Genomic DNA, 18,884 nt, shown 5'->3' with positions numbered 1-18,884 from the left:
CAATCACATGGTGCGCCAATACTTTGGCGAGTGATCGCGGGCCGGTGCCGAGGTCGCGGTCGCGGCATCGATCGGATGCCAAAGTTTTGGCGCTCGGGCGAATTGGTAGCCAAAGTTTTGGCGCTCGGGCGAATTGGATGCCAAAAGATTGGCAAGCGATGGCGGACGACGACGCTCAGTGGTGGTGGCCGCCCTCGTGCAGCAGGTGTGCATCGACCGCCTGTGCGCCGGGGCCGGTCGCCGCGAGCGCCGGCACCGTCACCAGCGTGACCGCCACGGCGCTCAGCAGCAACCCGGCGACGAAGCGTCCGGTGGATGCCCGCACGACTCGGCTCGTCAGCGTGGCGCGGCGGATGCTCACGACAAGGGTCAGTGCGATCGCGACATCGAGGGCGCTCGCGACGAACAGTGGGAAGGCCGGGAGGGCGGCGAAAGCCGGGGAGACCCCGAAGGTGGCGCCGGCGGTGGCGACCGCTGCCCAGCATCCGACCGGGAGCAGAGCCGCGTAGACGGCGAACGACGCGACGGGTGGGCGGTCCCGGGCGAGGCACACGACTGCCCACGACACTTCGGCAGCGCCGAAGATCACCAGCGCGACGAGGGCCGGCAACGCCGCGCCCGCCCCCGTCGCGAGATGGAGCAGCCCCGCTCCGAGTGAAGCCACGGCGAGCCAGGCCCGTGTCACCGGGGCCGTCGACGCACCGCTCCGCGTAGCGAGCTCGGGTGTCTGCGACACAGGATCACCCCCTCGGCCCGCCGTGGCGGTTGTCATGCGACCGCGGCCGAACTGCGGGTCGCACGCTCCGCCCCGAGACCGACTCCCAGCAGCACGATCGCCGAGGCGAGGTGGAGGAAGTGGTCCGGCGTGTTCAGGGCGAGGATGTTCGCGCCGGTCCCCGCCAGGAAGAATCCGACGATTCCGAGCAGCAGGTAGGCGGCGCCGACGACGATGTTGACGGTCTTCGCGGCGACGACGCTGACCAGACCGGCGATGAGGAGTGCGGCGCCGATGAGCAGGTGTGCGATGTTGTGCAGCGGATTGACCTCGAAGATCCCGAGGATGAGTCCGCCCTGGGTCGCGACGAACCCGACGCCGCCCGTGTAGGCGAAGCCGAGCGCCCCAACGAGTAGATAGACCGCTCCGAATATGGTCGCGATCAGGCGATTTGGTGATGTGCGCATTTCTCGTTTCCTCCTAGTGTGAGCACGGCTTCGGCCGTACATGAGCTATTCGGAGGGCGGACGCGATCGGATTGGAGCCGAAACGTTACCGGCATGTCGAGCCCGTGATCGCATACTGGCCATCTCGGTTTAGAATTCTGGCTAGTTAGTGCAACAACCATCGGGGGATGGGCATGGTTCGAGGCTTTCGCGGGGCAAAGCGGGCGACCGCTGTCGCACTGGCGAGCCTTGTCGCACTCGTACTCGGCGCCTGCACCCCCAACGCCGACGCGACCGCGCGCCTGCCTCAGCAGGCGCAGGGCGCCTTCCCCAGCGCGATCGAAGGCCGGCTCGAGACCGCGGTGACGGATGCGATGAAGCTGGCAGGCGCATCCGGAGCACTGGTCGGCGTGTGGGCGCCCTGGTCGGGCAGCTACACGGACGGCCTGGGCACGACGGCCATCAAAGGGTCGGCCCCCGTCACCGCCGATATGCATTTCAGGATCGCGACGAACACGACCTCGATGACGTGCTCGGTGCTGCTGTCACTGGTCGACGAAGGCAAGGTGAAGCTCGATGACCCGGTCTCGCTGTACCTTCCGCGCATGATCGGAGTGAGCGGCATCACGTTGCGCGAGCTGTGCCAGAACACGTCGGGCATCGGGGACTACACGCCTCAGCTGAAACCGGAGTTCGTCACCAATCCGGCGCGCCAATGGCCGACGATGGAGCTTCTGAGCGACGGCCTCGCGACCAAACCCGCCGGTTCGCCCGGGCAGGTCTACTACGCGTCCCAGGCGGGGATGGTCCTGCTCGGCATGGCGCTGCAGGCCGCGACCGGCATGAGTTGGGGCGACCTGTACCGGCACTACGTCTTCGACCGGCTCGGGATGACCCAGTCGAGCTTTCCCGACTCGGGTCAGGTGTCGATCCCTGCGCCGCATCCACTCGGCTACGCGACGTCGCTGACCGACGCGGGTGCGCTCCAGTGCGGCACGACCATCGATGAGACGGCTCTGTCCCCGTCGATGGGCTGGACGGCCGGGGGAGTCGTGTCGACGATCACGGACCTCAAGACGTTCGTCCAGGCGTTCGCCACAGGCTCACTCGTCTCGGCGGAATCGGCCCGGGCGCAGGCGCGGGTCGTCCCGATCGGCAATGGTGCACCATCGTGGCAGACCTACGGCCTCGGGATGCTGAAACTCGGGCCGCTGCTGGGGAACGTCGGTGAGATCCCCGGCTTCATCTCGGCCATGTTCACGGACCCGGTCAGCGGGCTGACGGTCGTCGTGGCGCTCAACAACTCGTCGGCGGGAGCGGGCTTCGCACGGGAACTCGCCCAGCAGTTGGCGTCGATCGCTTCGAAAGCGCCGGCCAAGGCGGGCGAGAAGGCGATCGTGGCGCTGCCCTGGTCGGAAGCGCAGGCCGTGGCGGCGATGAAGGCCGCGGCCGTCTGCCAGCCGGCTGCACCCAAGAAGTAGTGCCCCGCGCATCCGATCTGCCGGCGAGCACAGGAAAAAGCGTCCTGAGACCGCCCGAAGACCGTCCTTTTCCTGTGCTCGCGGTGGTCGCGCGTCAGGAACGGTCGAAGGTGGTCCGGGCCGACTGGATGGACGGATAGTTGTCGATCGCCCAGGTCGCCAAGGCGAGTGACGGGGCGATGAGGGTGGCGCCCATGAGAGTGAGTTCGTATTCGACGCGGGGCGGCACCTCCGCGTGCACGGTGCGGGTGACCAGTCCGTCGCGTTCGAGCTGGCGCAGGGTGAGGGTCAGCATGCGCTGCGAGATCCCTGGGATGTGCCGCTGCAGTTCGCTGAACCTCATGCGGCCCTGGTCGAGGGTCCCGATGACGAGCAGGGACCATTTGTCCCCGATGCGGTTGAGCACGTCGCGGATGATTCCGCCGGCCTCCGCGCCACCGCAGGCGGACTCGTAGTCGCTGCGCCCGGTTTTCGCGCTCAGCGTCTCCTGGGTGGTCGTCGCCATGGTTACCTCCGTGTGCTTCACGAACATCCGTGTGCCTTTTGCAACGGGTAGTCCGATAACTCATCATGGTGTTACTTACAAAGAGTAACCGACCAATCTGCAAAGGCACCTCATGCTCATCGTCCTCTGGATCCTCCTCGCCCTGCTCGCCCTCTTCTTCGTCGCGGCGGGTGCGACCAAGCTGGTGCGGAGCCGCTCAGCGCTTGCGGCGAGCGGGATGGCGTGGACCGACGACTACTCGGCACCCATCGTGAAACTCATCGCCGCGATCGAGGTGGTCGGAGCCTTCGGCCTGGTGCTGCCGATGCTCACGGGCATCGCGCCGGTGCTGACCCCGATCGCGGCGATCGGTCTCGCGATCGTCATGGTCGGCGCCGCGGTCGTGCACGCGCGCCGCAAGGAGTCGCCCGTCATGCAGATCGTCGTCGCGGTCCTCTGCGTCGTCGCGGCGATCCTCGCATTCGCCCTGATCTGACCCCCCGCTCCGAGCCGGCGAGCACAGGAAAAAGCTGCTTCAGACCGCGGAATTCGCTGCTTTTTCCTGTGCTCGCCGCATTTGGATGGGATGGGCTAAGCGGGGGTGCGCGCGGGCGCGGCGGGCGCGGGCGCGGTGAGCGCGCCGCGGGCGAGGCCGAGCTCGTGCTCGATCGCGTGGGCGATCAGGCGGCCGCGCGACGGCGCGTCCCGGTAGTGGACGAGTGACTGGGCGTTGAGGCCGTCGATCATGCCGAGGAGCTGCCATGCGACCGTGGCCGGTTCGTCAGTCGTGAACTCGCCGGAGTCGCAGCCGCCTTCGAGCACGTCCGTGATGAACGACTCCCAGGCGTCCATCTGGACGCGGACGGCCGCCGCGAGCACTTCGCTTCGCCGGCCGAGACTCCACGCGTCCACCCAGATCTGAGTGAGATCGTCGCGGGAGCCGTCCTGCAGTGTGTCGATGAGTCGTGAAAGGCGTTCGGTCGCCGTCGGAGAGGCGGCGATCAACTCCGCGATCTCGACGAGCTCCGCGTCGACGACTGCAGTGAATGTGCTCGCGACCAGCGATTCCATGCTCGGCTGATAGTGCGCGACCAGGGCGGGCGTGACGCCCACCTGTGCCGCGACGCCGCGCAGTGTGACCGTGGTCAGACCGCCGGAGAGGGCGATGGCGCGCGCCGCATCCTCGATCTCAGCGGCGCGCTCGGACGGCGTCTTCCGCTCGGCTCTTCTCCGGTCTGCACTTGACATGGTCCCTCATTGTATATAGCGTCGCCTCAATCTTATTGATCAAACGATCAATAGAAAAGGTTCGATGACGAAACGAGAGGCGACACGATGAGCAACGCTGCTCCAGACACAGTCGCAACGGCAGATATGCCGGTGACGCACGGAATCGACGCTGTCGGCCACATCGAGAGTCGCGGGATCGACTACATCCCGCCCGCCGAACGCCACGGCAAGTCCAGCTCGCTGTTCTGGGTGTGGATGTCGGCGAACGTGATCTACCTGTATTTCGTTCTCGGGGGAGTCCTCATCCTGCTCGGCCTTCCCGTGTGGCAGGCCCTCATGCTCACGGTCCTCGGCAACCTCTGGTGGATCGCGGTCGGATGGCTCGCCATCAGCGGTCCGGGGTCGGGCACTCCGAGTGTCGTCATCATGCGCACGATGTTCGGCGCCCGCGGCAACAAGCTGTTCGGCGAGGCACTCGGCGTGCTGATCGGCATCTTCTACGAGATCCTCAACGTCACGTTCGCGACACTCGCGTCGGTGGCGCTGCTCCAGCACATCGGCATCGACGTGTCGCCGGGCGTCGAATGGGGAGTGCTCGCCGTCGTCACCGTGCTCAGCTTCGGCATCAGCGTCTACGGACACGGCACGATCCTGAAGCTCAGCCCGATCTTCACGGCAGCGCTCGTCGTCTGCTTCATCCTGCTCGCGGTCTTCGTGTTCGGAGCGGCCGACTTCTCCTACACGCCGCCGGCGATGTCGTCCGGTGAGAACTGGGCACTCCTGCTGCTCGGCTTCGCGATCATGGCTTCGGGCCCGCTCTCGTGGGGGACGAGCGCCGACTACGCCCGCTACCTGCCGAAGAACGTCTCCCGGCGCGCGGTCGTGTTGTGGACTGCGCTCGGCGGCCTGATCCCCGCCGTCCTGATCTCGGCCCTCGGCGTCATCGCCGGCACCGCCATCGACATGACCGATCCGCAGGTCGCGATCGCGAAGATCGTGCCCGGCTGGTTCTACCCGGTGTTCCTCGCGATGATCGTTCTCGGCAGCATCACGAACAACGTGCTCTGCGCCTACTCAACTGGTCTGTACGTGCAGGCGCTCGGGTTGCGCATCCACCGGGCCTGGACCGTCGTGATCTGCGGTGTCGTGGTGGCTGCAGCATCCGCCTACCTGCTGTTCGCGACACCGAGCTTCCTCGACACCCTCAACGCCGCCATCGAGCTGAGCGTCGCGGTGCTCGCCCCGCAGATCGCGATCTACGCCGTGGACGTCTTCGTGCGCCGCAACCGTTACGACGGCATCGCCCTCAACGACGAGACCAGGAACAGCCCGTTCTGGCACAGCGGAGGATGGTACTGGCCCGGTGTGATCGCCATGTCCGTCTCTGTCGCCGTTGCGATGCTCATGGTCAACACGACACTGTACGAAGGTCCGATCGCCGTCGCGCTGGGGGGCGCGGACATTTCGCCGATCGTCGCCCCGCTGCTCGCCGGCTCCCTGTACGCTCTGCTCTGGTACACGACTGAGCCATACCGCACACCTGCCAACCGCCCCGTCGACACGGACGTCGACACGGACGTCGACACGGACATCCATGTCGGAACGGACGCCCAGACCGACGCCGACGTCGCCGCGCTCGCCGCTCCGGTCGCCGTCGAGGCGGAGGCACTGCTCGAGGAGGTAACCGCATGACCTGGAAGATGCCCGCCGAGACGGCACCGCACGAACGGATCTGGATGGCCTTCCCGCGGCCCGGGGTGACCCTCGGCGAGCCGGGTGCCGAAGCCGAAGCCGGCTACGAGGCCTGGACCTCCGTCGCCCACGCGATCATGGAGTTCGAGCCGGTGACCATGGTGGTCGACCCGGTCGAACGCGACCGTGCGCGCCGGATGCTCTCGTCGCAGATCGAGCTGGTCGAGGCGCCGCTCGACGACTTCTGGATGCGCGACTTCGGTCCGACGTTCGTCTTCGACGAGTCGGGCACGCTCGGCGCCGTCGACTGGATCTTCAACGGCTGGGGCGCCCAGGAGTGGGCGAACTGGGGCAACGACCGCGAGATCGCGCGATTCATCGCGGGGCTCACGGATGCGCGACTCGTCTCGTCGACGCTCGTGAACGAGGGCGGCGCCATCCATGTCGACGGCGAGGGCACGGTCATCGTGACCGAGACGGTGCAGGTCGACCCCGGGCGCAACCCGTATGCGGACAAGCTGCGGGTCGAACTCGAACTGGAGCGCACGATCGGCGCCAGCCACGTCATCTGGCTTCCGCGCGGCCTCACCCGCGACTACGAGGAGTTCGGCACGCGAGGCCATGTGGACATGATCGCGGCCATCCCGTCTCCGGGGACGCTGGTGCTGCACCAGCAGCAGAACCCGGCGCATCCCGACTTCGAGGTGTGCCGTGACCTGCGCGCATTCCTGGAGGGAACACGGGATGCCGCCGGCCGCGAGTGGAACATCGTCGACCTTCCCGCGCCCGAGACGCTCACCGACGACGAGGGGTTCGTCGACTGGAACTACGTCAACCACCTGGTCGTCAACGACGGCGTCATCGCCTGCGGCTATGGCGAGGAGAGGGCGGATGCCCGGGCGCGCGACCTGCTGGCAGAGGTCTATCCGGGACGCACCGTGGTCACGGTGGATGCGCGCGAGATCCTGGCGCGCGGGCGGCATCCACTGCATCACCCAGCAGCAGCCCGTGTGGCAGGGAGCGGGAGCATGACCGAGGTGCCCCCGGGAACGCCGGCGTTCACGGTGGTCGAGGCGACGATCGCCGAGCTGCGTGACGCGCTCGAGGCCGGCTGGGCGACGAGCGTCGACCTGGTCGCCCGCTACCTGAACCGCATCGCGGCGTACGACCGGCACGGCATCCGGCTGAACGCCGTGCCGGTGCTGAACCCGGACATGTTCGCGGATGCGCGGGCCTCGGATGCGCGTCGGGCGCGCGGCGAGACGCTCGGCCCGCTCGACGGCATCCCGTACACCGCCAAAGACAGTTACAAGGTTCGGGGGCTCACGGTCGCCGCCGGTTCGCCCGCATTCCGCGACCTCGTCGCATCCGATGACGCGTTCACCATCGCGCGCCTCCGCGATGCGGGCGCCGTGCTCATCGGCCTCACGAACATGCCGCCGATGGCCAACGGCGGGATGCAGCGCGGCGTCTACGGGCGCGCGGAGAGCCCGTACAACGGCGACTACCTGACCGCGGCATTCGGGTCGGGGTCGTCCAACGGGTCTGGCACGGCGACGGCCGCGAGCTTCGCCGCCTTCGGCCTGGGGGAGGAGACCTGGTCGTCCGGCCGCGCGCCCGCCTCGAACAACGGTCTCGTCGCCTACACACCGTCGCGCGGCGTGATCTCGGTGCGTGGCAACTGGCCGCTGGTGCCGACGATGGATGTGGTGGTCCCGCACACACGCACGGTCGACGACCTCCTGGCCGTGCTCGACGTGATCGTGGCCGACGACGCCGACACGCGCGGCGACTTCTGGCGCACGCAGCCGTGGGTGCGGCTTCCTGCGGCATCGGAGGTGCGGCCGGAATCGTATGCGGCGCTGCGCGATCGTGACGCTCTGCGGGGGCGCCGGGTCGGCATCCCGCGCATGTACGTCAACGCGGACAGCGGTGCGCGCGAGCCGATCGCGACCCGGGCATCCGTCATCGCACTGTGGGAGCGGGCACGCCGCGACCTGGAGGCGGCGGGCGCGGAGGTCGTCGAGGTCGACTTCCCCGTGGTCTCGAACTACGAGAAGGATCGCGACGGCGCGCAGAACATGGTCGACCGCGGCATCGTGCCGGAAGGCTTTGCCGACCAGGAGATCTGGGAGCTGTCGATGCTGGCGTGGCATGACTTCCTCGAGGCGAACGGCGACCCGGCACTGCATGCGCTGGCCGACGTCGACGGCCCGAAGATCTTCCCGCAGCCGACGGGTGCGATCCCTGATCGCTACGGGGACTTCGACTTCGACATCGCCGACTACGTCGCGCGGGCGCGGGCCGCGGGGATCACACCGCTGGAGCGCATCCCGCTGATCGAGGAAGGGATCCGCGGCCTCGAGGAGACGCGCCGGGTCGACCTCGAAGAGTGGATGGACGCGGGCGGACTCGATGTCGTGGTCTTCCCCGCCGTCGCCGACGTGGGACCTGCGGACATGGACGTGAACCCCGCTTCTGCCGACCTCGGCTGGCGCAATGGGACCTGGGTGGCGAACGGCAACCTGGTGCCGCGGCACCTCGGAATCCCGACGGTCACGGTGCCGATGGGCGTGATGAGCGACATCGGGATGCCCGTGGGGCTCACGTTCGCCGGCAAGGCCTACAGCGACTCGGAGCTGCTGCGGTACGCCTCGGCGTTCGAGAGCACCGGCGCTCGCCGCGCTGCGCCGCCACGCACGCCTGCGTTGTACAACGGGGCGGATGTGCCCGCCCGCTCGGGGCACGCCGTCCCTCTCGACGTGGCAGGCGCGTCCCGTGCGGGTGGGGATGCGGTGAGCGGCCCGGAGGTGCGGGTCGAGGCGTCCCTGGGGGAGGCGGACGCAGAGGGGATGGTGGCGATCGTGATCGTAGGATCCGTCGTCTCGACAGCGGCTGTGGAGGACATCGCCGTGTTCGTGAACGGGAGCGCTGTCGACGTGAGCCGCGACGGCGACAGGTTCCGTGCATCCGCCCGGGTTGCGGCCGCAGAGCACGAGGCCGTCCACAGCGAATGGCGGGAGCCGTACGGAAGTCTCGTCGTCGCGGTCGCCCACGATGAGACGGGGCAGCCGGGGCGGCGTGGACCGTCACCGGCGGGATCGCGTAGAACGCTAGCGGAGGAAATCCTCCAGCGCGGGTCGGAGGACGCGTGCGGTGACGGCCAGCGCCAGGCGGTAGTTGGCGTCGTGCGTTGCGGTCTCGAGCGACTGCTCGGCGTCGGGCGGGATGGCGGCTGTCAGCCCAGAGTCGGGCACCCACTCCATCGCGGAGCGCAACAGACGCTGGCACGTCTGCGTCGCCTCGCGGACCTCGCCGGCGAGGTCGAGAAGCGCCTGCAGGTGCGAGTCGAGAAGGTCCCCCCAGACGCCCGCCGGCGCCGCGGCCACCAGTTCGCGCAGGCCGGCTTCGGGCGAGCATCCCCACTCCTCGGCGACACCGGAGACGTCGATGGCGCGCGCGAGTCCGGCGGTGCTCATCCGATCGAGCACCTGCTCGATCTCCTTGGTGGCCCGCGGGACCCAGCGCGACCGGTTGTCGGCGACGATGAGCTCCAATTCGTCGAGCTTGAACAGCAGCAGCTCGATGAGGGCACGCTCCTTCCAGAGCTGTGCCGACAGTTCGGTTGCCCCCACGTGGCTTCCTCTCGGGTGGAACTCCGCCAGGCTCACGCTCGGCCGCGGTATTTCAGACTCTACGATCTCAGCCCGTACCGGCGCGAGAAATCGCGCAACAACATGCCGAGAAGAGGGTGGACGGCCGGCGCAACCCCCCGATTCGGTATCGCCCGATCTGGGGGTACATTGCGCCCCGTAGTGGGGGAGAAGACACCCCCCGGAATCGACCGGACCGTTGTTAGCGTGAGCAACGAGCGAATACCCTGCGCTCATGTTCGGTACCCGACCCTGACCGAGCATCCACCGTCCGATCACCGTTCGAGCCTTCCCGTGGCTCGAAGAAACAGACGCTCAAGGGGTCCCCCGCGTGAACCGAACCGACCGCAACAAGCTTGTCACCGAGAATCTGCCGCTCGTCGGGTACCTGGTCTCCGACCTGTGCGCTCGCGCATCGCACCTGTCACGTGATGACCTGGCGTCAGCCGGAGCACTCGCGCTCGTCACCGCGGCCGATGCCTTCGACCCGACACTGGGCATCCCGTTCGGCGCCTACGCCCGCAACCGCATCGTCGGGGCATTCGCCGACGAGATGCGCTCCAGCGACTGGGCGACCCGTTCGGCACGCAAGCGCATCAAGGAGACGCTGTCCGTCCAGGAGAGCCTGACCGCCGCCCTCGGACGCACTCCGGATGTCACTGAGATCGCGAACGCGCTCGGCGTCGACCGGGAGGCCGCGGCGGCCGCGCTGTCCGACGCCTCGCGCACGGTCACCACCATCGACGACAGTACGGCGGACCTCCTGGTCTCGCCGCTCGCCTCCCCGGAGGAGACAGCCGTCGAACGCGAACAGACCGCCTACCTCCGGGCCGCCGTCGCGGCGCTTCCCGACAAGATGCGCTTCGTGGTCCAGGCGATCTACTTCGAGGACCGCTCGGTCAAGGAGGTCGCAGAAGAACTCGGAATCACGCACTCCGCCGTCTCGCAGCAGCGCTCAGAGGCGATCCGGCTGATCCGGGAGGGAATGTCCACCCACTACGCGAACGAAGGCGAAGCCGCGGTCATCGAAGCCAAGACGACGCAGGCCCGGCGCAGCGCCTACCTGGCCCGCCTCGCGCAGCACGCGGCAGTCGCCGGTGTCGCGCGGCTCGGTCTCGAACACGCTCACGCACGCACCGCATCCTGAGCACCATCCTCTTACTCACAGCAAGGAGCAAGATCATGCAGGAACCCGCAGAGGCGACCAACGTCCCCGCCATCGATGCCGACGACGCCGACCTGCTCGACCCGTTCGTTCCCGTCCGCAGCTGGGAAGACGCCCTCGCCCGATTCGAAGTCGAACTCCAGGTCGCCGTCGAGCGCGCGACGCACCCCGTGCCGTGGAGGCCCCCCATTGCGCTCGGCCCCATCCCGCCGGAACTCGTCGAACGCGCAGCGCGCATCCTCGAGGCCCAGCTGCACGCCATCCGTTACCTCGAAGACGTGCGCCAGACGCATGCGCGGCACGCCGCGGCCATCGACTCTGTCCACGTCGAATCGGCGCCGCACCCGGTGTATTTCGACCTTCTCGGGCCCGGAATCTAACATTTTCGCCGCGCCTGCCGAGAGTCGATCTCGAACAGCTTGGGAGGCCGGTGCATGGGCGCGAATGAACTTTCAGCGTCGTTGTGGAGAGAACGGAACCTCTTCGAGATCCTCGAGTACAAACTCGAAGTCGAGCACCTGCTGCTCACGGCGGGGAACTCGAAATGGATCGGACGCGTCACCGACGAGATCGATGACGTCGTCGGCGCCCTCCGCAAACTGAATCTCATTCGCGACCTCGAGATCGAACGCCTCGGAGAAGAGTGGGAGATCGACGGGCGCGCGTCACTCCGCGAGATCGTCGAAGCTGCACCGGATGCGGTCTGGGCCGACATCTTCGCGGCCCACCTGGGCGCGCTCCTGGAACTCGCGGAGCGCATCCGAACCCTGCGGGACACGAACTCGCACCTGCTGCGCTCCGCCATCCGGTCGACGCAGGAGACGATCTCGTCACTGGATGCGACCCTCAGCACATACGATTCGCGCGGCCACAGCGGGTTCCAGCCCGCGGGCGCGCAGCTTCTCGACAAGGACATCTGAGATGAGCACCTTCGGCGGACTGAGCGTCGCATACTCGGGACTTCAGGCGGCACGGGCGGCGCTCGACGTCACCGGCCAGAACATCACGAACGCAGGCACGGCCGGATACACCCGTCAGAGCCTGACGGCGATCGCGGCCTCCGCGCCCGCGTCGGCCACCCTCTTCAGCACACCCGGCACGTCGGCCGGACAGGGCGTCACCATCACGGGCGTCTCGCGCATCGGCGACCTCTTCCTCGACGGGGCCGTGCGCAGCGCCGCCGCGCAGTCCGGGTATGCCGGCGTGCAGAGCAGCGCGCTCACCTCGCTCGAGCAGTCCTTCAACGAACCGGGCGACAACGGCATCTCATCTCAGCTCCAGACGTTCTGGGCGTCCTGGCAAGATCTCGCGAACCGGCCGGGGGACCCGGCGACGGGCTCGGTCGTCATCCAGAATGCCGCAGTGGTCGCGACGACCATCGCGACCGGTTACAAGGCAGCGGATGCGGCCTGGACCGACGCCCGCTCCCAGATCAACGGACTCGCAACAGAACTGAACTCGACCGCCGACCAGGTCGCGACGCTGAACCGGACGATCCGGCAGACGCTCGCGGCAGGCGGAACGGCCAACGACCTGATCGATCAGCGCGCGCAACTGACCGCGACGATCGCTCAGATCGCAGGGGGGAAAGTCGTCGAACGGACTGACGGCACGGTCGACGTCACCGTCGGCGGCAATCTCCTCGTCACGGGAACCGACGCCAACCATGTGCAGGTCGCCGGTGCGACGAACCTCGTCGGGGCGGCCGGATCCCCGGTCCTGCTCGAGTGGACGCAGCGGCCCGGGCAGAGCGTCGGCCTCGACAGCGGCGAGCTTGCGGGGGCACTGGCACTGGTGGCCCCGGCGAACGGCAGCGGCACCGGCGGGCCGCTTGCACAGACCGCAGCCAGCTACAACCAGCTGGCGACGGCGCTCGCGACCCAGGTGAACAGCATCCACAACGCTGCAGCGACGACGGATGGGCGGACCGGACTCGACTTCTTCTCGGTCGCGGCGGCCGGGCCGGCGGCACTCGGACTCAGCGTCGTAGCGACAACTGCCGCGGACATCGCCGTGGGGACGCCCGGTGCAGGCGCACTCGACGGCTCCGCGGCGGATGCGCTCTCACAGCTCGGCGTCGCGGCCGGCTCGCCCGACAGCATCTGGCTCAACGTGGTGAGCTCGGTCGGTGCCCAGGCGAAGACGGCGATCCAGCAGTCGACGCTCGCGGACGGTGCGCTCAAGACGGCGACCAGCAACCAGGCCTCGGTCGAATCCGTCGACCTCGACGAGGAGAACATGAACATGCTCACGCAGCAGAAGTCGTACCAGGCGGCGGCGCGCGTGATGACGGCGGTCGACGACATGCTCGACACTCTCATCAACAAGACCGGCCTCGTCGGGAGGGCATGATGATCGGCAGAGTCACCAGTCAGACGATCTACAGCGACAACGCCCGCAACCTGCAGACCGCCATCGCGAACCTGGCGACGGCGCAGAACACGGCGACCACCCAGTCGAAACTGAACCTTCCGTCGGACGACCCGTCGGCCGTCGCCAGCGCGCTGCAGGTGCGCGGGGCGCTGAAGTCGGTCGACCAGTACGGGCGCAACATCAGCGACGCCAACGGGTGGCTGACGAGCGCGGACAACGCGCTCTCGCAGACCTACAGCCTGCTGAAGAGCGCGCGGGACAGCGTGATCCAGGGCGCGAACGGCTCCATGTCACAGTCCGCCCGGAACGACATCGCGACACAGCTCGAATCCACGCGCGATGCGCTCCTCGGCCAGGCGAACACGAGCTACCTCGGCCGTTCGATCTTCGCGGGCAGTTCGGATGCGCCCCAGGCGTTCAGCAGCACGGGGTACGCCTTCAACGGCGCGGCGGGAAGCAGCGTCAACCGTCGGGTCGGCGACGGGCAGACGGTGCGCGTCGATGTCGACGGTTCGGCGGTGTACGGCAACGGGTCGTCGTCGATGTTCAGCGACCTCGACACGATCATCAACGATCTGAGGACGGGCGGGAACATCACAGCGGACATCAACCTGGTGGATGCGCGGATGCAGGCGGTCTCGACCGCTCAGTCGCAGGTCGGATCGCAGCTCTCGGCTGTGCAGAACGCGCAGACCGCGAACGCCGACCGGCAGGCGCTGCTCCAAGGCAAGAAGAGCGACCTCGAGAATGTGGACACCGGGCAATCTATCCTGAATCTCACGATGATGAACAACGTGTACACCGCATCCCTGCTCGTGACCTCGAAGTCGCTGCAGACGAGCCTGATGGACTTCCTCCGATGAGCGCGCAGCTCGAATTCGTGGACCCCATCCTGGGCATGACCGACCTGGTCGATTTCGGCCTCACCGAGGTCGAGGGCGCCGAGCGGCTGTATTCGCTGCGCTCATCCGAGTCTCCGGGGCTCCGGCTGTACGTGCTCGACGGGGCGACACTGCCCGACTACGCGCCCGAACTCAGCGACGACCAGGTCGCGCGCCTTGAGTTGACGTCGCCGTCGGATGCGGCCGTCTACGTCGTGATCAACCCGGCGCCGGCCGCGATGACGGTGAATCTGCTGGCGCCGATCGTCGTCAACGTGAAGACGAGCAAGGCGGCGCAGTTCATCCTCGACGACGCGCGGTGGGGAATCAGCGTTCCGCTGGCCGACGTCGCCTGAGCTGCCGGCGCGCCTGCCGTCGGTGGCGTGACTGCGGTGGCTTGTCGCACGTGCTGCTGCGCGCCGTGGGGGCAGACGTGACGAACTGCCGCAGTCACTCGGATGGGCGGGGGCGAGCAGGGCGCGGTAGGGCAGGGCAGGGCGGGGCACGGCAGGGTGGGGCAGGTTAGGTGCGCGTCAGAGACGCGCGGCGGGGGCCGGGGCGCCGTCGACCCAGCCGATCGGAAGGCCGAGGGCGTTGACCGTGTGCGGGGTCGCGGTCGAGGCGGCGCCGACGACGGCGACGGCCGCGATGTCGACGGTGCGGGCGATGCGGTCGACCCAGCGCCGGGTGTCCTCGGGCTTGCGTCCGGCATCCACGACGATCCACACCTGGTCGGGGTCGATCGCGGCGAGCGTGTGCAGCGGGTCGTCGCCTGCCTCCACGCCGAAAGCGCAGAACACGACCGAGCCGCGCTCGACGCCCTCGGCGCGGGCGAGCAGTGCGGCACGCCTGTCGGTGAGAGCGGAGGCGGTACGGCCTCGGGGCTTGATCGTGCCGCCGGTGCGGAGGTCGCCGGGGGCGAAGACCTTGGCCATCGCCTGCGCGACTGGCACCGCATCCTGTCCGAGGCTCACGACGACGACGAGGTCGCCGGGAACGCGGGGCGGTACCGGAACCAGGAGGGGCGGATGCCCGGCCTCCAACGCGAGCGGGGCGGCGAAGAGGGGAACCGGATCCGCCGGCGGTGCGGCAGGTGCCGCGAAACCGCCGAGGCTCGCCATCAGCTCGTCGAACCCTGCGGAGGATCGGGATGCGTTCAGGTATGCGGCGTCGGTTGCCCCGCCTGCGCCTACGCCCGCGAGACCGCCGGCCGCATTTCCGGCATGACCGCCTGCCGCATTGCCCGCGCCACTACCGACCGCACCGCCGGCCGCATTTCCGGCATGACCGCCGGCCGCACTGCCCGCGCTACTACCGACAGCACTCTCCGCGACAGTCGTGCGCACTGCGCGCACCTCGTGCAGCTCCAGCGCCGCCTCCGCATCCTCCGCGTCGGAGAGCAGCGCAGCGATCCCACTTCGTGCGGCCGGGTTCACCCGCACCTCTGGCGGTGACACCGGCTCATCCGGAAGCTCGACCATCGCCTCGAAGTAGGCCGGCTTCCTGATACGTCCGATGCCGCGCGGGATGACCTTCTCGGCCGAGACGATCCGCGCCAGTGGGCCGTGTTCGTCACGGACCTTCTGCCGAAGGTCGTCGATCGTGGGCGCACTAAGCTGCAACAGGTTCGGCAAGGCGAATCACTCCCACCGTGTCGATGCGGACATCCGCTGCGGTCGCCTCCTGGTAGGAGAGGACGGGGATCCCTCCCGTCGGCGCCGACACGAGCCGGCGCACAGCTGGCCGAAGCGCCGGAGCGCACACCACGGCCGGCGAGTAGCCTTCGTCGGCGGCCGCCTTCACAGCGTTCGACAGCGATCTGACGACGCGGTCGTTGGTGGCGGGGTCGAGGAGGATCTGGGTGCCTTGCGGGGTCGGACGCGCAGCCTCGAGCATGGCCTGTTCGAGCGTGGGGTCGATCGTGATCACGCGCAGGGTGCCGTCCTCGAGGTAGCGGGCGGCGACGGCCGCGCCGAGCGAGTGCCGCGCCGCCTCGATGAGACCCTCGGGATCCGTCGACACCTTCGCCTGCAGCGAGAGCGCCTCATAGATGCGGGCCAGGTCGTTGATCGGCACCTGTTCGGCGAGAAGACCCTGCAGCACACGCTGGACCTCTGCCAGGCTGAGCGGGTTCGGCGTCAGCTCGTCGACGGCCGCCGGATTCAGCTCGCGGACGCCCTCGGTCAGGACCCGCACATCCTCACGCGTCAGCAGCCGTGCCGCGTTGTCGGTGATGATCGACGAGAGGTGCGTGACGACGACGGCGACGCGGTCGATGACCGTCGCGCCGGTGAGCTCGGCCGAATGCCGGAGCTCCGCGGGCACCCACTTGCCAGTCAGCCCGAACACCGGCTCGACCGTCGCCTCGCCGGGGAGCGAACTCAAGTTCCCTCCGAGAGCCAGGAGTTTTCCGGCGGGCGCGATACCGCGACCCGACTCGACGCCGGCGATGCGAATCGAATACGTCGCCGACGGCAGCTCGATGCTGTCTCGGGTGCGCACGGGCGGGACCACGAAACCGAGCTCCATGGCGATCTTGCGCCTGAGCGCCTTCACGCGCGCCAGCAGGTCGTCGGATGCGCCCGAGACGATGTCGACGAGGTCGGGCGCGAGCAGGATCTCGAGCGCGTGGACGCGCATCTGCTCGATGATCGCCTCGGTGGTCTCCGGCGACGGTGTCGCTGCAGCATCCGCGGTAGCCTTCGCATCCTTCGCAGTTCGCGCCTCCGTCGCTTTGATGCGGCGCGACACCACGATCAGGCCGACGCCGACGACGAGGAAGGCGACGATGGGCATGCCGGGGATGAGCGCCATGACCAGGGCCGCGCATCCGGCGATCGTCAGGGCGACCCGCGACTGGCTGAGCTGCCGCGATGCGGTCGAGCCCATGTCCTCTTCGGCGTTCGACCGGGTGACGATCATGCCGGTCGAGACGGCCATCAGAAGCGCCGGGATCTGCGAGACGAGCCCGTCGCCGATCGTCAGAAGCGTGTACTTGCTGACCGCCGACCCGATGTCGAGACCGTTCTGGATCATCCCGATCGCGATTCCGCCGATGATGTTGATCAGGATGATGATGATCCCGGCGATCGCGTCGCCCTTCACGAACTTGGAGGCGCCGTCCATCGCGCCATAGAAGTCCGCCTCGGCAGACACCTCGGCACGTCGCTGGCGGGCCTGCGCGTCGGTGATGAGGCCGGCGTTCAGGTCGGCGTCGATCGCCATCTGCTTGCCGGGCATCGCGTCGAGGGTGAACCGGGCGCCGACCTCGGCGACACGTTCAGCACCCTTGGTCACGACCACGAACTGGATCACGACGAGGATCAGGAAGATCACGGCGCCGATGATGATCGACCCGCCGACCGCGACATGGCCGAACGACTGGATGACCTGGCCGGCGTAGCCCTGCCCGAGTACGAGGCGCGTGGATGCGACGTTGAGGCCGAGGCGGAAGAGGGTCGCCACGAGCAGCAACGACGGGAACACCGAGAAGTCGAGCGGCTTCCGCACGAACATCGTGGTCAGCAGGATCACCAACGCCAGCAGGATGTTCACGATGATCAGAACGTCCAGCAGGAACGCGGGCACAGGGACGATCAGGAGCAGAAGGATGCCGACCACACCGACCGGGACGGCGACCTTCGACAGATTGCGATTCTTCATCTCGTTGCGCCTTCCGGGCGGGGACTCGTGTACGGCAGGGTGTGGACTCCGGATGCGGAACCACGGCGCTTCAGCGCCATCACGAACGTGAGGACATGGGCGATCGCGTTGTAGAACTCGACCGGGATCTCGTGGCCGATGTCGCAGGCCGCGTGCAGCGTGCGGGTGAGGGGGATGTCCTTGACCATCGGCACCTTCTTCGCCTCCGCCTCTTCGCGGATCCTCGCCGCGATGACGCCCGCGCCCTTCGCGACCACACGGGGAGCGGACTTGCCGGGTTCGTAGCGCAGCGCGACCGCGAAATGCGTCGGGTTGATCAGCACGACGTCCGCGTCTGCGATCGCGGCCATCATCCGGTTGCGACTCATCGCCAGCTGCCTGCTGCGGCGCTGGGACTTGATGAGAGGGTCCCCGTCCGTCGTCTTGTTCTCGTCGCGGACCTCGCGTTTGGTCATCCGGGTCTGCTTGCGGTTGCGGCGCATGACGACGAAGACGTCGACGGCGGCGAGCAGTAGCCCGAAGATGATCGCGGTCTGCAGGAGGGCGGTGATGCCCCCGACGGTGCGGTCGACCAGCTCGCTGAGTGTGCTGGACCCGGGCACCATGAGTACGGGCAGGAGGCTCTGGATGACCAGGTAGAGCGCGAGGCCGACCACCCCGGTCTTGAGCAGGGCCTTCGCCCCATTCCAGAGCGCCTGGCCGCCGAAGGTGTGCTTGAAGCCGTTGACAACGTTGAACTGCTCGAACTTGCCCTCGAGCTTGCGCAGGTGGATGCCCCCCTGCAGCGCGGACCCGGCGAACACGGCGACGGCGACGGCGACCAGGAGCAGCGCGATGGTCGGAAGAATGGATGACATACCGGCCCCGAGTGCCCCGAGCGCGACCGCATCCGACGGTTCGCCGGCCGCCTTTCCCACAGCGAAGATCTGGCTGACGCCAGCGTTGGTGGCCTGGGTGATCGTCGCCGGCAGCAGCAGGGCCGCCGCCCCGAGGCCCAGCCACGTCGTGAGATCCTGCGACTTCGACAACTTGCCCTTGCTGCGGACCTCCTTCATCCGCTTGTCTGTTGCGGCCTCGGTCCTCTCCTGCGAGTCGGACATC

17 protein-coding genes and 2 pseudogenes are annotated in these 18,884 nt (G+C 68.1%); 11 read left to right on the top strand and 8 right to left on the bottom strand.

Annotation, left to right across the window (positions count from 1 at the left end):
• Window positions 1–175 precede the first annotated feature (175 nt).
• Together AAYO93_RS18470 and AAYO93_RS18465 are read right to left on the bottom strand one after the other, a co-directional pair.
• On the bottom strand, window positions 176–736 hold the full coding sequence (locus tag AAYO93_RS18470) for a hypothetical protein (RefSeq protein ID WP_345762651.1): 561 nt from the start codon (window positions 734–736) through the stop codon (window positions 176–178).
• A 32-nt stretch (window positions 737–768) separates the two neighbouring features.
• Entirely contained in the window at window positions 769–1,182 is a 414-nt protein-coding gene (locus AAYO93_RS18465) for a DUF4383 domain-containing protein (protein WP_345762650.1), read from the bottom strand.
• Window positions 1,183–1,349: 167 nt separating this feature from the next.
• On the opposite strand from AAYO93_RS18465, the gene AAYO93_RS18460 reads away from it, so the two are divergent.
• Window positions 1,350–2,642: a serine hydrolase domain-containing protein gene (locus AAYO93_RS18460; RefSeq protein ID WP_345762649.1), complete on the top strand. Its 1,293-nt coding sequence runs from the start codon at window positions 1,350–1,352 to the stop codon at window positions 2,640–2,642.
• A 94-nt stretch (window positions 2,643–2,736) separates the two neighbouring features.
• On the opposite strand, the gene AAYO93_RS18455 is transcribed toward AAYO93_RS18460, so the two are convergent.
• The gene (locus tag AAYO93_RS18455; RefSeq protein WP_345762648.1) at window positions 2,737–3,147 is read right to left on the bottom strand and encodes a winged helix-turn-helix transcriptional regulator; all 411 of its coding nucleotides are present in this window, start codon (window positions 3,145–3,147) and stop codon (window positions 2,737–2,739) included.
• Window positions 3,148–3,259: 112 nt separating this feature from the next.
• Here AAYO93_RS18455 and AAYO93_RS18450 point away from each other — a divergent pair, with 112 nt between their 5' ends.
• Entirely contained in the window at window positions 3,260–3,622 is a 363-nt protein-coding gene (locus AAYO93_RS18450) for a DoxX family protein (RefSeq protein ID WP_345762647.1), read from the top strand.
• A gap of 95 nt (window positions 3,623–3,717) precedes the next feature.
• Here the strand turns inward: AAYO93_RS18450 and AAYO93_RS18445 are convergent, their stop codons facing one another.
• Complete coding sequence (locus tag AAYO93_RS18445; RefSeq protein WP_345762646.1) at window positions 3,718–4,374, bottom strand: TetR/AcrR family transcriptional regulator; 657 nt, start codon at window positions 4,372–4,374, stop codon at window positions 3,718–3,720.
• Between the two features lie 87 nt (window positions 4,375–4,461).
• Here AAYO93_RS18445 and AAYO93_RS18440 point away from each other — a divergent pair, with 87 nt between their 5' ends.
• The 3 genes and pseudogenes from AAYO93_RS18440 to AAYO93_RS18430 form a co-directional block, all read left to right on the top strand.
• The gene (locus AAYO93_RS18440) at window positions 4,462–6,048 is read left to right on the top strand and encodes a purine-cytosine permease family protein (protein WP_345762644.1); all 1,587 of its coding nucleotides are present in this window, start codon (window positions 4,462–4,464) and stop codon (window positions 6,046–6,048) included.
• Window positions 6,045–7,080, top strand: a pseudogene (locus tag AAYO93_RS18435) (agmatine deiminase family protein). Before AAYO93_RS18440 ends, AAYO93_RS18435 begins: the two are co-directional and overlap by 4 nt.
• Window positions 7,077–8,759, top strand: a pseudogene (locus tag AAYO93_RS18430) (amidase); the annotation flags it as partial. The pseudogenes AAYO93_RS18435 and AAYO93_RS18430, both read left to right, overlap by 4 nt.
• Window positions 8,760–9,161: 402 nt before the next feature.
• Here AAYO93_RS18430 and flgN read toward each other — a convergent pair.
• The gene (gene flgN / locus AAYO93_RS20245) at window positions 9,162–9,938 is read right to left on the bottom strand and encodes a flagellar export chaperone FlgN (protein ID WP_434056694.1); all 777 of its coding nucleotides are present in this window, start codon (window positions 9,936–9,938) and stop codon (window positions 9,162–9,164) included.
• Between the two features lie 94 nt (window positions 9,939–10,032).
• On the opposite strand from flgN, the gene AAYO93_RS18425 reads away from it, so the two are divergent.
• From AAYO93_RS18425 to fliW, 6 genes are read left to right on the top strand one after another with little or no spacing between them, the layout of a single operon-like run.
• Window positions 10,033–10,848: a sigma-70 family RNA polymerase sigma factor gene (locus AAYO93_RS18425; protein ID WP_345762643.1), complete on the top strand. Its 816-nt coding sequence runs from the start codon at window positions 10,033–10,035 to the stop codon at window positions 10,846–10,848.
• 35 nt (window positions 10,849–10,883) lie between these two features.
• Window positions 10,884–11,246 carry a hypothetical protein gene (locus AAYO93_RS18420; RefSeq protein WP_345762642.1) on the top strand — a complete coding sequence of 121 codons (363 nt, stop codon included), beginning with the start codon at window positions 10,884–10,886 and terminating at the stop codon, window positions 11,244–11,246.
• Between the two features lie 54 nt (window positions 11,247–11,300).
• Complete coding sequence (locus tag AAYO93_RS18415) at window positions 11,301–11,786, top strand: flagellar protein FlgN (protein ID WP_345762641.1); 486 nt, start codon at window positions 11,301–11,303, stop codon at window positions 11,784–11,786.
• 1 nt (window position 11,787) lies between these two features.
• Complete coding sequence (gene flgK, locus AAYO93_RS18410; RefSeq protein WP_345762640.1) at window positions 11,788–13,218, top strand: flagellar hook-associated protein FlgK; 1,431 nt, start codon at window positions 11,788–11,790, stop codon at window positions 13,216–13,218.
• The gene (gene flgL / locus AAYO93_RS18405; RefSeq protein WP_345762639.1) at window positions 13,215–14,102 is read left to right on the top strand and encodes a flagellar hook-associated protein FlgL; all 888 of its coding nucleotides are present in this window, start codon (window positions 13,215–13,217) and stop codon (window positions 14,100–14,102) included. Before flgK ends, flgL begins: the two co-directional genes overlap by 4 nt.
• A complete protein-coding gene (gene fliW, locus AAYO93_RS18400) occupies window positions 14,099–14,476 on the top strand; it encodes a flagellar assembly protein FliW (RefSeq protein WP_345762638.1) in 378 nt (125 codons plus the stop codon). The genes flgL and fliW overlap by 4 nt, the downstream gene beginning before the upstream one ends.
• A gap of 177 nt (window positions 14,477–14,653) precedes the next feature.
• Here fliW and AAYO93_RS18395 read toward each other — a convergent pair whose 3' ends face one another.
• Genes AAYO93_RS18395 through AAYO93_RS18385 form a run of 3 tightly spaced genes read right to left on the bottom strand, consistent with a single transcriptional unit; the run spans window position 14,654 to window position 18,883 of the window.
• Window positions 14,654–15,754, bottom strand: a complete 1,101-nt coding sequence (locus AAYO93_RS18395) for a hypothetical protein (protein WP_345762637.1) — start codon at window positions 15,752–15,754, stop codon at window positions 14,654–14,656.
• Window positions 15,732–17,783: a flagellar biosynthesis protein FlhA gene (locus tag AAYO93_RS18390; protein ID WP_345762636.1), complete on the bottom strand. Its 2,052-nt coding sequence runs from the start codon at window positions 17,781–17,783 to the stop codon at window positions 15,732–15,734. The genes AAYO93_RS18395 and AAYO93_RS18390 overlap by 23 nt, the downstream gene beginning before the upstream one ends.
• Window positions 17,780–18,883 (bottom strand): EscU/YscU/HrcU family type III secretion system export apparatus switch protein, encoded by a 1,104-nt coding sequence (locus tag AAYO93_RS18385; RefSeq protein WP_345762635.1) that lies wholly within the window; start codon window positions 18,881–18,883, stop codon window positions 17,780–17,782. Before AAYO93_RS18385 ends, AAYO93_RS18390 begins: the two co-directional genes overlap by 4 nt.
• Window position 18,884: the final 1 nt, after the last annotated feature.

Origin of the sequence: Diaminobutyricibacter sp. McL0608 (genome assembly GCF_039613825.1) — a bacterium.
GTDB lineage: Bacteria > Actinomycetota > Actinomycetes > Actinomycetales > Microbacteriaceae > Diaminobutyricibacter.
This window is presented reverse-complemented; position numbering and strand designations above follow the sequence as displayed.

Bases quoted from the DNA above. Each gene is read 5' to 3' on its own strand.
- AAYO93_RS18465 (WP_345762650.1), bottom strand. From the start codon at position 1,182: ATGCGCACATCACCAAATCGCCTGATCGCGACCATATTCGGAGCGGTC.
- AAYO93_RS18460 (WP_345762649.1), top strand. From the start codon at position 1,350: ATGGGCATGGTTCGAGGCTTTCGCGGGGCAAAGCGGGCGACCGCTGTC.
- AAYO93_RS18455 (WP_345762648.1), bottom strand. From the start codon at position 3,147: ATGGCGACGACCACCCAGGAGACGCTGAGCGCGAAAACCGGGCGCAGC.
- AAYO93_RS18450 (WP_345762647.1), top strand. From the start codon at position 3,260: ATGCTCATCGTCCTCTGGATCCTCCTCGCCCTGCTCGCCCTCTTCTTC.
- AAYO93_RS18445 (WP_345762646.1), bottom strand. From the start codon at position 4,374: ATGTCAAGTGCAGACCGGAGAAGAGCCGAGCGGAAGACGCCGTCCGAG.
- AAYO93_RS18440 (WP_345762644.1), top strand. From the start codon at position 4,462: ATGAGCAACGCTGCTCCAGACACAGTCGCAACGGCAGATATGCCGGTG.
- flgN (WP_434056694.1), bottom strand. From the start codon at position 9,938: ATGAGCGCAGGGTATTCGCTCGTTGCTCACGCTAACAACGGTCCGGTC.
- AAYO93_RS18420 (WP_345762642.1), top strand. From the start codon at position 10,884: ATGCAGGAACCCGCAGAGGCGACCAACGTCCCCGCCATCGATGCCGAC.
- AAYO93_RS18415 (WP_345762641.1), top strand. From the start codon at position 11,301: ATGGGCGCGAATGAACTTTCAGCGTCGTTGTGGAGAGAACGGAACCTC.
- flgK (WP_345762640.1), top strand. From the start codon at position 11,788: ATGAGCACCTTCGGCGGACTGAGCGTCGCATACTCGGGACTTCAGGCG.
- flgL (WP_345762639.1), top strand. From the start codon at position 13,215: ATGATGATCGGCAGAGTCACCAGTCAGACGATCTACAGCGACAACGCC.
- fliW (WP_345762638.1), top strand. From the start codon at position 14,099: ATGAGCGCGCAGCTCGAATTCGTGGACCCCATCCTGGGCATGACCGAC.
- AAYO93_RS18390 (WP_345762636.1), bottom strand. From the start codon at position 17,783: ATGAAGAATCGCAATCTGTCGAAGGTCGCCGTCCCGGTCGGTGTGGTC.
- AAYO93_RS18385 (WP_345762635.1), bottom strand. From the start codon at position 18,883: ATGTCCGACTCGCAGGAGAGGACCGAGGCCGCAACAGACAAGCGGATG.